Source organism: Mesorhizobium sp. WSM3866 (assembly GCF_002294795.1).
Taxonomy (GTDB): domain Bacteria; phylum Pseudomonadota; class Alphaproteobacteria; order Rhizobiales; family Rhizobiaceae; genus Mesorhizobium.
On record NZ_NSGC01000016.1, the window covers coordinates 46,672 to 60,780 of the forward strand.

Annotated in this window: 10 protein-coding genes and 6 pseudogenes; 9 read left to right on the top strand and 7 right to left on the bottom strand. The window is 58.2% G+C overall.

What is annotated here, in order from left to right; all coding sequences use genetic code 11:
• Positions 1-461 precede the first annotated feature (461 nt).
• The 6 genes and pseudogenes from CK222_RS26920 (at position 462) to CK222_RS26945 (ending at position 5,269) form a co-directional block, all read left to right on the top strand.
• The gene (locus tag CK222_RS26920) at positions 462-758 is read left to right on the top strand and encodes a hypothetical protein (RefSeq protein WP_095802467.1); all 297 of its coding nucleotides are present in this window, start codon (positions 462-464) and stop codon (positions 756-758) included.
• Complete coding sequence (locus CK222_RS26925; RefSeq protein ID WP_095802468.1) at positions 748-1,341, top strand: hypothetical protein; 594 nt, start codon at positions 748-750, stop codon at positions 1,339-1,341. Before CK222_RS26920 ends, CK222_RS26925 begins: the two co-directional genes overlap by 11 nt.
• A gap of 213 nt (positions 1,342-1,554) precedes the next feature.
• Positions 1,555-1,738 (top strand): annotated as a pseudogene (locus CK222_RS33115) (plasmid maintenance toxin (PemK-like)); the annotation flags it as partial.
• A 164-nt stretch (positions 1,739-1,902) separates the two neighbouring features.
• Positions 1,903-3,507: a Mu transposase C-terminal domain-containing protein gene (locus CK222_RS26935; RefSeq protein ID WP_095802469.1), complete on the top strand. Its 1,605-nt coding sequence runs from the start codon at positions 1,903-1,905 to the stop codon at positions 3,505-3,507.
• 5 nt (positions 3,508-3,512) lie between these two features.
• Positions 3,513-4,394, top strand: coding sequence for a TniB family NTP-binding protein (locus tag CK222_RS26940; RefSeq protein WP_095802494.1), 882 nt, complete (start codon positions 3,513-3,515; stop codon positions 4,392-4,394).
• Positions 4,391-5,269, top strand: coding sequence for a TniQ family protein (locus tag CK222_RS26945; RefSeq protein WP_095802470.1), 879 nt, complete (start codon positions 4,391-4,393; stop codon positions 5,267-5,269). Before CK222_RS26940 ends, CK222_RS26945 begins: the two co-directional genes overlap by 4 nt.
• Positions 5,270-5,919: 650 nt before the next feature.
• Here CK222_RS26945 and CK222_RS31950 read toward each other — a convergent pair.
• Positions 5,920-6,171 (bottom strand): hypothetical protein, encoded by a 252-nt coding sequence (locus tag CK222_RS31950; RefSeq protein WP_141247134.1) that lies wholly within the window; start codon positions 6,169-6,171, stop codon positions 5,920-5,922.
• Positions 6,172-7,070: 899 nt separating this feature from the next.
• Between CK222_RS31950 and CK222_RS26960 the strand changes: the two genes are divergently transcribed.
• The gene (locus tag CK222_RS26960; RefSeq protein WP_095802473.1) at positions 7,071-7,838 is read left to right on the top strand and encodes a hypothetical protein; all 768 of its coding nucleotides are present in this window, start codon (positions 7,071-7,073) and stop codon (positions 7,836-7,838) included.
• Here the strand turns inward: CK222_RS26960 and CK222_RS26965 are convergent.
• A pseudogene (locus tag CK222_RS26965) lies at positions 7,831-7,971 on the bottom strand (adenosylmethionine--8-amino-7-oxononanoate aminotransferase BioA); the annotation flags it as partial. The gene CK222_RS26960 and the pseudogene CK222_RS26965 overlap by 8 nt on opposite strands.
• Positions 7,972-7,984: 13 nt before the next feature.
• Between CK222_RS26965 and CK222_RS26970 the strand changes: the two are divergent.
• Positions 7,985-8,317: pseudogene (locus CK222_RS26970) on the top strand (helix-turn-helix domain-containing protein); the annotation flags it as partial.
• 263 nt (positions 8,318-8,580) lie between these two features.
• Positions 8,581-9,975, top strand: a complete 1,395-nt coding sequence (locus tag CK222_RS26975; protein WP_095802475.1) for an MmgE/PrpD family protein — start codon at positions 8,581-8,583, stop codon at positions 9,973-9,975.
• A gap of 232 nt (positions 9,976-10,207) precedes the next feature.
• On the opposite strand, the pseudogene istB reads toward CK222_RS26975, so the two are convergent.
• From istB to CK222_RS27000, 5 genes and pseudogenes are all read right to left on the bottom strand, one after another.
• A pseudogene (istB, locus tag CK222_RS26980) lies at positions 10,208-11,015 on the bottom strand (IS21-like element helper ATPase IstB).
• A gap of 22 nt (positions 11,016-11,037) precedes the next feature.
• Positions 11,038-12,532, bottom strand: a pseudogene (istA, locus tag CK222_RS26985) (IS21 family transposase).
• 87 nt (positions 12,533-12,619) lie between these two features.
• Positions 12,620-12,844, bottom strand: coding sequence for a hypothetical protein (locus tag CK222_RS26990; protein WP_245433297.1), 225 nt, complete (start codon positions 12,842-12,844; stop codon positions 12,620-12,622).
• Positions 12,841-13,764: pseudogene (locus CK222_RS26995) on the bottom strand (tyrosine-type recombinase/integrase). Before CK222_RS26995 ends, CK222_RS26990 begins: the two are co-directional and overlap by 4 nt.
• Positions 13,761-14,024: a tyrosine-type recombinase/integrase gene (locus tag CK222_RS27000; protein WP_095802476.1), complete on the bottom strand. Its 264-nt coding sequence runs from the start codon at positions 14,022-14,024 to the stop codon at positions 13,761-13,763. The pseudogene CK222_RS26995 and the gene CK222_RS27000 overlap by 4 nt, the downstream one beginning before the upstream one ends.
• Between the last annotated feature and the right edge of the window lie 85 nt (positions 14,025-14,109).

Below are 14,109 nucleotides of genomic sequence, written 5' to 3' on the forward strand. Positions count from 1 at the left end.
GGCTTGATCGACCCAGCCAGAAGGCTTTTCAGAGCCCGGACGCCTCAGTGAGATTGACCCGGAAGCGGTCACGCCGTCGCTGGTACTTGCGGAGGGGGAGGGGAGGGAGCTCCCTCCGGCCGCCCCATCTCCAAGACGACGTCGACAATGTCCGGCAGGTCATCGGCGTCGATAGCGTCCGTGGACACCATCAAGTTGCGGGCATTGCCCATTAAGTCTCGTCCATTTTAATGTCGCAGCACTGCGATTCTTGGGAGCCAAGGTGCAGCCAAAGCGCCGAATTGTCCACCGCGAGTGGCCTGACGGAATAGCTGGAAGAATTGCGTCCGGTGAGGTCCGGTTATCGCTTCGCCAGGAGCGCAACGGGCCTGTCCGATCCAGTGATGGCTCTCCGGGGTGGCCTCTCCTTGCTTTCATGTTCAACATCTTTTATATTCCGTTCAACAGACGGAGATCCCCAGATGACCATACGTGGCGCAGCGACAGCCGCAAGCGAGGAGCAGATCGCCCACACCCGCAACCGTCTGGTGCTTGAGCAGGCGAGGGCGGTCGGCCTGCTTGGCGCGGCCAAGAACACACGCCTTTCCGGCAGGGTGTCGTCGGAACTGATCGAGGCGGCTAAGAAGCGCGCCCACGTGACTTCCGACACCGAGCTGCTTGAGCTGGCCTTGTCGCGGCTGGCCATCGAAGACGATTTTGGCGCCCGGCTCGTCGGCCGCAAGGGCAGCATCCCCGCGGACATTGAACTTGGCGTTTGATCTAGGGGGCGCGCTGCGTTCCCTCAAGCCACAGCGGCGTACCGGAGGGCTGGAACGGCGGCCAGATTCCGCGCTGTCCTGGGCAGGGGACCAGCCGCCTGTCGGTGGTACCCTGCTTCTCGACACCAGCGTCTATCTGGATGTCCTGCAGGGACGCACGCCCGAAGTGGTCGATGATCTTCTCACCTATCGGCTTTGCCACCACTCCGCCGTCTGCCTTGGCGAGCTCAGCCACGTGTTCGGCCGGCTCGACCCGGCGCACCCGACGACGAAGCCGGTCCTGAAAGTGGTTGCGGACACGATCGAAGATATCCCCGCGCACCGGCTGCATGCACCTGACGCCACCGCCTGGGGACGCGCCGGCATGCTGGCCGGCCTGTTGTTCCGACTGAGCCATCTGCCGAAAGGGGAAGGGCACGAACGCCGCTTCCTCAACGATGCGCTGATCTTTCACCAGGCCGGTCTTTTGGGAGCGACGGTCCTGACCGGCAATGTTCGGGATTTCGATTATCTCAGCCAGCTTGTGCCGTCGGCGCGGGTGATTTTCTATCGGATCGCGGCAGCCTCTAGTCCGCCGCGTTGAAAGCGGGGAATGTGCACCATTATCGTCGTCGCAGAGGAAGGGCCGTCGGGTTGTGGAACGGTCCGCAGCGACGATCAGCATGAATTTTTGAGCTTCTGCTCGACGAGAGAGGCCTTTCCTGAGGGCGAACCCGAGGCTGGCTCGAGCCAAGAATGGTTATTGGGGCGAACGCGGAGAACGGCCACGGCTAAGCCTCTTGGGGGATTACCGGGATTGCCGATTACGCATACCGCCGGATGATCCGGCCGACGCGATCGAGATTCCGGCCTGAGGTCAAGACCGCCTACGGCTCGACGACGAGCGCTCCTGGATTGGGCTGACCGAAAGTAACCGCTTCGTCTGGCCGGGCCCGGATTTGCGAGCCGTCGACAGCGAGAGCGGCTATTACGGGGCGCTGTCGCACTGTATTCATTGATAAGACTCCGCTGTAAGCATTTTCAATAACTTAGTCGTGTAATTAAATTGAGAATTTGCATTTAATTTGAGATTCGCGCTTGGCTCACTGCACTTAATGTGAGATTCTGACCGCCATACGTTTGGCGTGAGTTCTTTGCAGGCTGCATGAGCGACGATACCGAGAATTACGAGGAACTGGCGCGCTGGAATGAGGCATGTCGGCGCGAAGAGGCTATCCGCGGGCTTTTGGAGCGCTATCCAAAAAGCCTGAACGGTCAGGCCGTAGCGGATCTGGCTTGGGAATTGAATCTCAGCCGGGCCACTCTCTACAGGATGATTAAGCTGTTTCGAGCAGGTGGCACCGTAAGTTCACTGATGGACCGAAAGCGCGGGCGCCGCCAAGGACATCGTGCCCTCGACAAAGATCGAGAAGCCGTTGTGCGTAGAACGATTGAAGGCTTTTATCTCAAACCGACACGCCCTTCCTTCGCCCGGTTGGTTCGGGAGGTCCAGATCGACTGCACGACGGCCGGTCTTGCTCCCCCAAATTGGCGCACCATCAAATCCCGCGTGGAAGAGATCGATCTGCAGGTGAGGGGGCGTAAGCGCGGCGAGAGCGAGATCGTCAAAGCAACAACCGCTACGCCCGGAAGTCTCTCGGCGTCGCGGCCGCTTGAGCTTGTTCAAATCGACCACACCAAAGTCGACGTATTCGTGGTCGGTGAAGACACGCGTCAGCCGCTCGGACGTCCGTGGCTGACACTGGCATTGGACATCTTTTCTCGGATGGTTGTGGGCTTCTATCTGACGATGGAGGCGCCCTCGCGATTGTCGACAAGCTTATGCATATTGCACTCTGTATTCGACAAGACCACGTGGTTGCAGGAAAGGGAAATCCATGAATCGTGGCCAGTGGCCGGGCTACCAGGCACGATCCATGTCGACAACGGCTCTGACTTTCGAAGTCGTGCGTTCGAACGCGCTTGTAGGGACAATGGCATAAAGGTCGATTGGCGGCCGCCGGGAACTCCCCATTTCGGCGGCCACATCGAACGGTTGATCGGTACTCAGATGGGCGCGGTTCACCTGCTGCCGGGATCGACCTCCAGCAGCATCGAGGAAAGGCGCGAGTATGATGCCAAACGCCATGCCGCACTGACACTGCGTGAGCTTGAGCGCTACATCACACTCGAGATCGTCGGGCAGTACCATCATGCCATCCATGGCGCACTGCGTCGGCCGCCGATTGCGGTCTGGCGACAGCACGAAAATGAGTTGGTGTTGCGTCTGCCGAAAGACCGTATGCAATTCTGGATCTCGTTCCTGCCGGAGGCAGAGAGAACGTTGCGACCGACCGGCATCCATCTCTTCCATATCCGCTACTGGTCGCCCGCTCTGTCCGCCGACCTTGGACGGACCAAAGCCCGCCTGATTGTGAAATACGACCCCCGCGATCTGTCGCGCGTTTTTGTCAGGCGTCCCACAGGCAACTTTGTGGAGGCGCGCTATGCCGATGTCACGCTTGCGCCGATTACATTGTGGGAGGCGCAGGCTGCACGGCGCAAACTCACCGCTAAGGGCAAGCGCGAAATCGATATGCATGTCCTTGTTCGCACAGCGCTTGCCCAGCGCGAACTGATCCAGGAGGCGAAGCTCAAGACACAAAGGCGCCAGCGACTTCCGAAACCGAATGTGGATGACGAGGAACTGGGCTCGCTTCGCGGCGTGGATTCAAGCAAACCTGTTCCCTCCGTCGAAGATCTGGATTGAGCTCGTTGACCCTGGATAACATCCATCTGACGCAAGCGGCGAAAGACTTGCTCGGCGAGCCTGACATTCTGCGTGTTCGCGCAATCAAGGCTCGCCGCTGGATTTTCTATCCGCGCGCCAAGCAGGCGCTCGATCGCCTCAATGTGCTTCTCGATCATCCTCGCGGCACCCGCATGCCCTCGATTGCGATCTACGGCGACAGCGGCATGGCCAAGACGATGATCATGGAGAAATTCTGCGACAATAATCCTGCAGCTTTTGATTCGACGACCGGCGTACAGAATATGCCGATACTGGCTATCGAAATGAGCGGCAAGCCAGGCGAGCGGCGTTTATACGCCGAAATTCTGGCTGCTCTTGGCGCGCCACAGGCACCCCGCGCCGACATCGTACAGATGGAGCAGGCGGCGTTGCGCCTTCTGAAAACGGTCGGCGTCCAGGTTCTGGTGATCGACGAAATACACAACATTCTCGCGGGTTCGTACCGCGAACAGCGGGTCGTGCTGAACACGCTGCGCTTTGTTAGCAATCGGCTTCAGATCTCACTGATGTGCTTCGGCGTTACCGAAGCCCGCGAGGCGATAAGCGGCGACGTTCAGCTTGCCCGCCGGTTCAGCGAGCTGACCTTGAACAGATGGGCGGCCAACGAACAGTTCGAAGCGCTGGTTTCGTCCATATTGCGGAATATGCCGCTCCGCCGACCGACAGTGCTGACGCCGAAATCTCTGCGCCGAATTCTGCAGATCAGCGGCGGCATCACTGCGAACATTTTCCAGGCGATTACTAGCTTAGCGGCCGATTCAATCGAGAGCGGCATCGAGCACATCACCGATGAAGCGGTGGAAAGCTGGTCGCCGCCAGTCAGTGCCGAAACAGCATACGCATGAACCGAGAACTCGGCGGTCCGAAGCCGCTTCCTGTCATTCTCGAACCTGTGCCGGATGAGCTCCTGTCGTCATGGATTGCGCGCCATGCGGGGTTCTATGGGGTCTCCCCGCTCACTATGCTCCGCCATGCGGTTCCGGAAGCAAAATCTTTGCGGCTGATCGATACAAAGCTGGGGCCAACCGACGCCGGCCACATTGCGAGGCTGTTTCGAACCCAATCGTCTGCAATTTTGGCAATGACCACATCAGGTTTCCCAGGTTCAGCAGCACGGCTCGCCGCGCCAAGCGCTATTCAATGTTGCTTCGCTTGTGCCGAGCAAAACAGAGGGCAGGGCGCAACAACTGCGGTGCAGCGAAGCTGGACCCAGGGTTGGCGGATAACCTGTCCCGTCTGCGGACTACGGCAACAAGACATAGGAGACGCAACATCTGCGCTTGTAAGCCCGCTGTCGCCGTTCGAGGGTCTTTGGAAAGATGCCATCCACGGTGAACGGCTCATCGATCATGGACTGAGGGGATCAGCTGCCGGTTGGGCATCGCCGATCGACATCGTCCGACTGCTGCTCGTGCGGCGGTGCCCGAAGCCCTTCAACCATGAGATATCGATAGTCCACGCAACGATCCTTGGCGCCGTCGTCCAAGGTTTCGATGAGTTCGTGGCCCAGCAGGGATTCCCAAGACCGACGATTGCAAGACCCATTTTGCCTGTCGGACTCCGCATAGCTCTCCTAGCGGGCATCTCAATCATCCACCAGGAAGGTCCCAAACTGGTTTCAGAACTCCAGCACCAAACGCTTGGCGCCCACTATACGCGGTTCGCCTCAATCGGCGCTGGCATGTCGGTTGAGAGAAGGTCCCCACTGCAGTTGAATTGAGACTCAGGGGCATTGAATCTCATCATTAGGTGCAGCGATTGCAAGAAGCCGGCGCAATCTCACAATTAAGCGCAGCGCGACACCAAATTTGACGAGTCATCGAACAGAAACTGTCGGCTGCGGAGACGAGAGTATGCTGGGTGGATGCTTGGGAGTTCGTGCTTGACGAAGGAAGCCAGCACAGCGCGCGGCAGCACCAGATACTCACCGGCTTGATTCGTCAGGACATAACGTTCGTAATCCAGCGGCGAAAAGCGGAAGTAAGCCAGCTGGTACGCGTCATCCACTGGTCGGCGAAAATCGCTCGCCGGAGCAAACCTAGTCATCCGACTGCAGGCCCGATCGGGAGAAGGCCAAAGCCAATATCGCGTTCCTAACTGAAGCTGTCTCGGCAGCGATCGTGCTCCGCAGATCTTGATCCAAGACCTCGAGCCGCAGCCTCTCTATCGTTGCGTCGGCCGAAGCTCCCCCGACCGCCTAGCTGAAGTTGATCGTGCAGACTGCGAAGCCGTCTTCGATAATGATCTCAACCGCAGCGTTCCCGGTTACCCGGTACGCTGCGCGCTTCACACAGTCGAGGGCGAAGACAGACAGATCAAACTTGGCGTGCGCAGTCCGAACCAGCTCGCTATCGCGAGGAGCGTCTGCCATCAGCAATAGCTGTAACCAGAGCAATGAGACCCGTGGCTCGCATGGCTGCTGTGATAGGCCAAAATGACGTCCGTACCGCTTGAGCGATCGAGCACCTCACCGTAGCCGAGGTCCCCAGGAACAATGCCAGCTTCAGCCAGCTTGGTCTGTGGCTGATTTGCCGATTCGACAAGCACTGTAGCCTGCGCATGGCCGCTGAGAATCATCGTGGCCGACAAAGCCACCGGTGACAGAAAACTACGCTTTGACATTATCCAAACCCCCGTTTGCACGGACTCATTAGCAAAGTGGGCCAATCTGGGCAAGTACCGATATTAGATAAGCGCTTAAGCTTTCACTAATATGGTCGCCCAATACTGTATTGTTGCGGTTGAGGGTTCCGTGTTCTGCGCACAAAGACTCGCCTCGCAACCTCATTCTTGGCCGAGTTCGCCCCGAATGTTCACGATCTGTGCTAAAAAAGTCGCATAAGGGCATTATGTTATGGCGTCCGGAATTATCTGTCGTCGGTTGGGGCTAGAGTCCAGAATTATCTGTCGTTGGCCGGACTGCTAAGTGGATGATATCCCGCTGCTTTCGCCCGAAGAGGTTGCCAATGCCCTTCTGACAACAGGTTACCAATGTGCCCCAACGACAATCAATTCCCGACTGGCCTTAAGGAGATGTTTTGATTGAGCTTATTACGGCCAAGAATGGGAACCTGAGGCCACCCCACACGCGCATTGGTAACCCCCAGCACAGGTTTGGTAACCCTCATCGAGCGAGTGGCGCTCGCACCTTTCGGCGTATTCGGTTCAGCTGCGGTCAGCAGATTCCCGTCCGCAGTGCGCGACCAACCCGACAAGACGGCTCGCCAGATATTGGTCGTTGATCGTTTCGTCGAGCGCTCTGCCTCATCGAGCTTTACGACTTCCTGGAATATCCGAAGGCGGTTATCAGCGATCCAACTGGCCCAGTCCCTAGCGGAGGCGTCATCGATCTCACGACCCAGCGCTATTGCAGCGCTTAATAGTATCTTCTCGCCGGGGGCTGACATTGATATTGCCTCCGCGAGGTGGTCTCCGATCTTCAATAGCCTACACGTTCGCGATGTAGCATATCCCCACAAAATTCTCAGGAATTGCCCCGCGTCGACGCCAGGTCGCTAGCTATGGGTGAGTGGCTGTCTACAGTTGAGTTTGCTGAGCTGGTCGGCATTAGGCGACAAGTCGCTTATCGCGCTCTTCGTTGGCGTCACTGGCGAAAAAATCCGCTCGAGGTACGGAAGGTCAATGTTCGGCGCGGCGGGAACGCCGGAGAGCAATATCAGGTGAATTCCACGTCCCTGCCGCTCGAATACCAGCACCGTTTAAAGGTCTCTCAAACCCTCGTTGAGAAGCACTCGAAATCAATCACCGGCAGGACGGCAGAGGACACATGGTGGCTCGATTACCTGAGGCCAGCGCTTCAGCATCCAGTCAAATCGACTGCCCGCACCGACGCCCTGGCCGAGCTAGCAGGCAACCCAACGCGGAACTGGGAGGGCACGGCGGTCAGCTATTCCCTGCGGACGCTGCAGCGCCATGCCGCACGCTATGACGAAGGCATGAAGGTCGGACGGCATAGTCGATCGGACAGGGGTAAGAAGCGTGTCGTCATAAGCCGGAGGTGGGACAAGCTGGTCCCGTTCGACGCATCCACCAAGGCAAAAATCGCGGAGGACCTAAAGCAGGAAATCCGCAGCCTCCTCAAAGGCGGCATGTCGTGGGGCCACACCCTGCAAGAAGCCGAGAAGATCCTGATCGACGCGACTCGGGCCTGGGGCTTTCGTCCCGGCGATCCTAACGTGCTGGAGCGCGCTTGTTCTATCCCAACCGACCTCGTCTCAGCGGAACTCCACTTCCGAAACGTCCACCGGTTTAAGCGCGACCATACGTGAGCATGCCACCGGCGCCGAGCATCAGCGGCTCGACGATCAGCGCGGCAACCTCGTCGTCACGCGAAAGCCGTTCGAAGGCGTCGAGCGTTTGCTGCTCTTGGCCGGCGGCAGGTAAGGGGATGGTATCGACCTGAGGAGGCCAACGAATGATAGCGCCCCTTTCCAAGAAGCTGCGCGAGCGCATCGTATTTGCAATCGAGGCTGGCGAGAGTTGCCGGTCGGTAGCGGCTCGTTTTGGGATTGCAGTTTCTTCCGTCGTTAAGTGGACCCAGCGCTATCGAATGAGCGGTTCTGTCGAGCAGATGAGTGGCCGCCGAAGGCGTGTTCTGGACCCTCATCGGGATTTCATTCAGGAGCGAATTGCCAATGCGCCGCATTTGACCCTGCATCAGTTGAAAGCTGAGCTTGAGGCACATGGTGTAAAGGTGTCACATGACACGATATGTCAATTCCTGCGGGGGGATTGGCTAAGCTTCAAGGGATGCTCAAGCTCTGTGCAAGCCTCGCGAGGCGATGCCAGCGCTTGGCCGTAGCCAACAGCAGAAAAACGCAACTTTCCTGCGTTGAATAGGGATCATTTGGGCGAAGCGCGCCCGATAAACCCTATATTGAACAGCTCCAACAGCTTCGGCAACAGCGAGCGAAGGGTGACGGTAGGTCATCTCGACGGGCAGCGTTGAGACAAGCTGATTGTCCTTCTCGCGCGAGGGGCTCTCTATCCACTTTGCTCAGAGGTTTAGCCATGGATGTAACAACGCGAATCATTAGGCACTTGCTCAATTCCAGCTCGGAAACGGTACCTGAGAATGCGATCGAACGTGCAAAGCTCTCCATCCTGGATACGATTGCGTGCGCAATCGGTGGATCCAACGATCCGATCGCGCACAGCGCGCGCCAATTGGGTGCATTGTCGGGTGGCAAGCCAGAATGCACAATCTGGGTTTCGGGACAAAAGCTCCCTTCGAGTTTAGCGGCACTCGTCAACGCAACGACAGCCAGAGCCCTCGATTTCGACGATACCTATGAAATTGGCATAAATGGCTGCCACGCTAGCGCATATAACGTCCCGCCGGCATTGGCACTGGCTGAACGCGATCCTTCTATAACTGGAGGCGATTTGCTGTCGGCCCTTGCGACGGCTATCGACCTGCATATCCGTCTGGCGCGAAGCATTACTAGCAGTGCGGGAGACACAGGCCGTGACAATATGGTCGCTGTCTGGGGCGCCACAGCGGTGAGTACCAGGCTGCTTCGGCTTGACGAACAAAAGACGCGTAATGCGTTCGGAATCGCTTACGCCCATGCTGCGGGCGAATTCCAAATGTACGACGAGACTGCACACACCGTAGCTTTGCAGCAGGGATTGAGGGCTCGCTCAGGCCTTGAGTCAGCACTTTCTGCCATGGTGGGCTTTAACGGCCCGCGAGAGCCATTCTTTGGGAGATATGGCTTCTACAAAGCTTTCGAACAGGCCTACGATCTTGATTTGCTTATGGAAAAGCTCGGCGACGACTTCGTAAACGCCTCTATTAGCTACAAGCCATGGCCGTCTTGCAGGGCAACGCATCATGGAATTGATGGTCTGCTCCAACTACGTGAGAAGCATAACTTCACCGCCGACGATATTGTTTCGATTCAGCTCGGGTTGAATCAGCGCTGTGAAAGCGTCGTGGCCCAGCCGCGCGATCAAAAGTGGAATCCAAATGACCCGGTTCTGGCGCGGTTCAGCCTCCCGTACGTCGTAGCTGTAGCGGCGGTGCGTGGCGGCGTTGCTATCAGCGATTTCCGAGCCGATGCGCTGGACGATCCCGCCGTGCGCCGAGTGCTGGCGGCAACCAAGGTCGAAGTTGATCCAGAAATCAATGTCACTCATGGCAGATACGGGAATTCGCCCACTGCGGTGAAAGTTCAACTTAAGTCTGGAGCACAATATTCCATACGCATTGACAAGCCATTCGGCCATCCCGAAAACCCGGCTTCGCTGACGGACGGCATGCTGAAACTTAAGGCTTGCGCCGAAATGTCGATGTTGTCGTTCCCCGAGAAGCAGCTCGGGTTGATCGGCGAGTTCATAAGCGACCTTGAGAAGCGCCCCACGTTGGCGCCGCTGTTCGATCTGCTGGTTGGCGCCAAATAAGGAGAGGTCCGGCAACCGAGCAATTTACAGGAGGTCACTGTGAGCAAGACTTGGTGCGAAGCCGCTAGCCCGTGGTCGCGCCGGCGTCTGGTCGAGACGGCGGGCGACATGATCAACCTTACCAGCAGCCCGACTCCTCATAACAAAATACAGTCACTTCACGCCGCTCTGACCGGTTGTTGATTGCCACTGAGAAGTGACCCGGCATTTCCACCGAGAAGTGACCCGCCTGTCATGTATGTTTCGGTTCGGGGTTTACGGTCAAGGTTCTGGCTTTCTCCTTCGCTTTTTTGGGCTTGTGTGCGGAGCTGTTTTTGAATCGGAAGCTATCGTTTCCGGTTTCCAGGATGTGGCAATGATGGGTCAGCCGGTCGAGTAGCGCGGTTGTCGTCTTGGCATCCCCGAAGACGCTGGCCCATTCGCTGAAGCTGAGGTTGGTGGTGATAATGACGCTTGTGCGTTCGTATAGCTTGCTCAGCAGAAGAGCAATGCTCCACCTGATGCACTGAACGGCAGATAGCCAAGTTCGTCCAGGACGACGAGATCAGAATGCACGAGGCGATTGGCGATCTGGCCGGACCTTCCCTGTGCCTTCTCCTGTTCCAGCGCATTGACCAACTCGACAGTCGAGAAGAAGCGAACCCGTTTGTGATGATGCTCGATGGCCTGCACGCCGAGAGCGGTCGCAATATGGGTTTGCCTGTTCCAGGGCCGCCGACGAGCACGATGTTGTTGGCTTCGTCGACGAACTCGCAACGATGAAGTTGCCGCACCAGTGCCTCGTTTACCTCGCTGCTGGCGAAGTCAAAGCCGTTGAGATCACGATAGGCTGGAAAGCGAGCTATCTTGAGCTGATAGGCTGTCGACCTGACCTCGCGTTCTGCCGTCTGGGCCTTCAGCAGTTGCGACAGGATGGGAATGGCGGCTTCAAATGCCGGCGCTCCCTGTTCGGTGAGTTCGCCTACAGCTTGCGCCATACCGTGCGTCTTCAGGCTCCTGAGCATGACGACGATTGCGCCACTGGCCGGATTATGACGCATGGCGCACCTCCAAGGCCTTTCTCTAAGCATCGTAGCGTTCGACATTGGCCTTCGGCTCCTTGGTAAGCGTCAAAGCCTGAGGAGCGTCGATGGTGGGGGGTGTGAGGGATTTGCCATCGACCAGGCGATGAAGCAGATTCAGCACATGGGTCTTGGTGGGAACACCGCCCTGCAATCCCATCTCCACGGCGGAGAGCACCGCCTGCTCGTCGTGCTGAAGGACAAGTGCCAGGATTTCGACCATCTCGCGATCGCCGCCGGGATTCTTGAGCAAATGCTGCTGCAAAGATCTGAATGCATCGGGAAGTTCGGCAAAAGGTGCTCCGTTGCGAAGGGCGCCTGGTTTGCGCTGAACAACAGCCAGATAGTGCCGCCAGTCATAGACCGTCTGTCCTGGCCGATCATGTGAGCGATCGATGATGCGGCGATGCTCACAGATGATCAAACCTTCCGCGGCAACCACGACACGATCTGGATAGACCCGCAGGCTCACGAGCCGGTTGGCAAAGGACGCCAGCACGCTGTAGCGATTGCGCTCCAGATGTATAAGGCAGGTCGGAGACACCCGCTTGGTGTATTCGACAAACTTATCGAAGGACCGTGATGCCGGCATCAGAGACCGGACTTCTTCGGTCCAGACGTCATTGATGGTCCCCCTCATTCGCCCATGTGGCGTCTGCTGTCAAACACCCTGCAACGCTGCTCAAGCCAGTCGTTCAGGGCATCCAGCGAGGGAAAGCGTGGAATGGGCTGCCAAAGCCGGTGACGTGCGTCCTGAACATTCTTCTCGACTTGTACTTTCTCCCAACCCGATGCCGGATTGCAGAACTCGGGTTCGAACAGATAGTGGCTGGCCATTACCATGAAGCGGACATTGACGTCGCGCTCCTTGCCTCGTCCGACCCTGTCGACCGCCGTCCTCATGTTGTCGTAGATGCCGCGCCGGGGAATGCCGCCAAACACACGGAAAGCGTGATTGTGCGCGTCAAACAGCATCTCGTGCGTCTGCAGCAGGTAGTCCGAACAATGAAGGCACGGCTGCAGCTCAGCTTCGTATGGGCCACCTGCAGCTTGGTGCGCTCATTGCCGATGATTGCCTAGTCTTCGGACCAATCGAACTGGAACGCTTCGCCGGGCTCAAACACCAAGGGAATGAAGGTCCCACGGCCGGACGTCTGCAACTCCCTTTGCCGATCAGATCTCCAATCCCGGGCAAAGGCCGCCACCCGATTGTATGAGCCCTCATAGCCAAGGCTGATCAGATCAGCGTGCAGCTGCTTGACTGTTCGCTTCTCCTTGCGAGACCTGTTGGCTTCTGTCTTCAGCCAGGCAGACAATCGGTCGGCAAAGGCATCGAGCTTGCTCGGCCGGACCGGCACCTTGAACTTCGGCTCGACGCCATCAGAACGCAGATATCTGCGAATGGTATTCCGCGACAGGCCGGTCCTGCGGCTGATCTCACGGATCGGTAAATGCTCTCGAAAATGCCAGCGTCGGATCACGCTCAATAACGCCATGTCGATCACTCCATAACCCCCGCTGAGACAGCAAGGGGTGGTTCAAACATGGGTCAATTCTCGATGGAAATATCCTCCAATGCCGGGTCACTTCTCAGTGGAAATCAACAATGCGCCGATGAAAGGCGCATCCAAATCCCGCAGTGTCAACTGCGACGTAGACCTGCCAAGGCGTGTCTGCGCGAATGCAAACAGGAGCCGGAAGGTGTCGCGAGAGGAGGCGATGGTGTTGGAGCTTACGCGTCGATGTCGCATGAGCCGATCGGTGAACCACCGCTCGATCAGCACGGCCAGATCCTTCGAGGCACTCATGAGCGAACCTCCCACCGCTCATCCAGCAGTCGCGCGGCATGGGTCATTAGCTCCGGCGCGGCGGATAGATACCAGTAAGTGTCGCGAACATTGGCGTGGCCGAGAAAGGTCGAGAGGACCGGCAGTTCCCGCTCGACATCTTCGCCCGCACGATACCAGTTGGTCAGGGCCTGGACGGCGAAACGGTGACGAAGATCGTGAATCCGCGGACCATTGCGCTGCCCCCGCTGCCGCAGACCGATCTGTCGCGACAGCTGCCAGAACACCCGGTGCACGTATTGGTGCAGCAATCTGCCGCCCTGCTCGGCGACAAAGAAATAGGGGCTACGAGGCGCGACGAGATGCGCGTCGCGCCGCGCGGCCTAGTCCGACAGCACGGCGACCGTCGTGGCATGGAGCGGGACCAGCCGCGACTTGCCGAACTTCGTCTCCCGAATGGTGAGGATAGCTTGGTCGAGATCGACGTCATCCCGGAGCAGGTCGAGCGCTTCGGAATGGCGTAGCCCGGCCACCGCTATCAATCCGAACAGGCAATGATATGTCCAGCGACGCAGGGCGTTGGCCGGCGGCAGCGACAGTGCCGCCGCCAGAAGTGCCGTGATCTCTGCATCGGTATAGATGTAGGGCTTGGCCCGCCGCGCCGGCGACACAGCGTCTTGAGGTGGCACTTCCGTCAGGGGATCGAAATGAGCGAGGTGCTGAGCGAAGCATCGCACATCGGTCAAGCGGATGGACCAACTCGGTTGTCGGCCGATCAACGTCACCCACTTCATTGCCAGCGCCGTGGTGACGGTCTCGGCGCCGCGAGCCTCCATGAAGGTAACGAAATCCGACAACCGTCGAGCGGGGCAATGATACTTGTATCCCAATCCCTGGCGCATGCCCACATAGCGCTCGAGCGCTGTTCGAAGACGGCTCATTGGATACCTCCCGGCCAGGGCAGGCTCAGTTCGCGCAGCTTCTCGATGTCGAGCTTGGCATAGATCCTCGGGCTGTCGATGTTCCGGTGACGAAGCAACTGGCCGATCTCGGCAAAGCTGGCCCCCGACCGCAGCAGGTCGGTCGCAAGGCTGTGGCGGAAGAGGTGGGCGCCGTGGTGCGCATAGCCGTGAATACCCGCCCGCTCGAGGGCCTCCTTCGCGATCAGTGTGCTGCGTTGCAGATAGTCACTTGCGTTCATGTGTCCTCTCCTTCGCGTCAACTGCGACGGAGAGAGCCTAAGCTATGCCGATCCAGCTACCGCTACGTTGAGGAAAGTGTTGGTA

Coding starts and splice junctions, on each gene's coding strand:
- CK222_RS31950 (WP_141247134.1), bottom strand. CDS start 6,171: ATGTCAAAGCGTAGTTTTCTGTCACCGGTGGCTTTGTCGGCCACGATG.
- CK222_RS26920 (WP_095802467.1), top strand. CDS start 462: ATGACCATACGTGGCGCAGCGACAGCCGCAAGCGAGGAGCAGATCGCC.
- CK222_RS26945 (WP_095802470.1), top strand. CDS start 4,391: ATGAACCGAGAACTCGGCGGTCCGAAGCCGCTTCCTGTCATTCTCGAA.
- CK222_RS26990 (WP_245433297.1), bottom strand. CDS start 12,844: ATGAGTGCCTCGAAGGATCTGGCCGTGCTGATCGAGCGGTGGTTCACC.
- CK222_RS26960 (WP_095802473.1), top strand. CDS start 7,071: ATGGGTGAGTGGCTGTCTACAGTTGAGTTTGCTGAGCTGGTCGGCATT.
- CK222_RS26935 (WP_095802469.1), top strand. CDS start 1,903: ATGAGCGACGATACCGAGAATTACGAGGAACTGGCGCGCTGGAATGAG.
- CK222_RS26975 (WP_095802475.1), top strand. CDS start 8,581: ATGGATGTAACAACGCGAATCATTAGGCACTTGCTCAATTCCAGCTCG.
- CK222_RS27000 (WP_095802476.1), bottom strand. CDS start 14,024: ATGAACGCAAGTGACTATCTGCAACGCAGCACACTGATCGCGAAGGAG.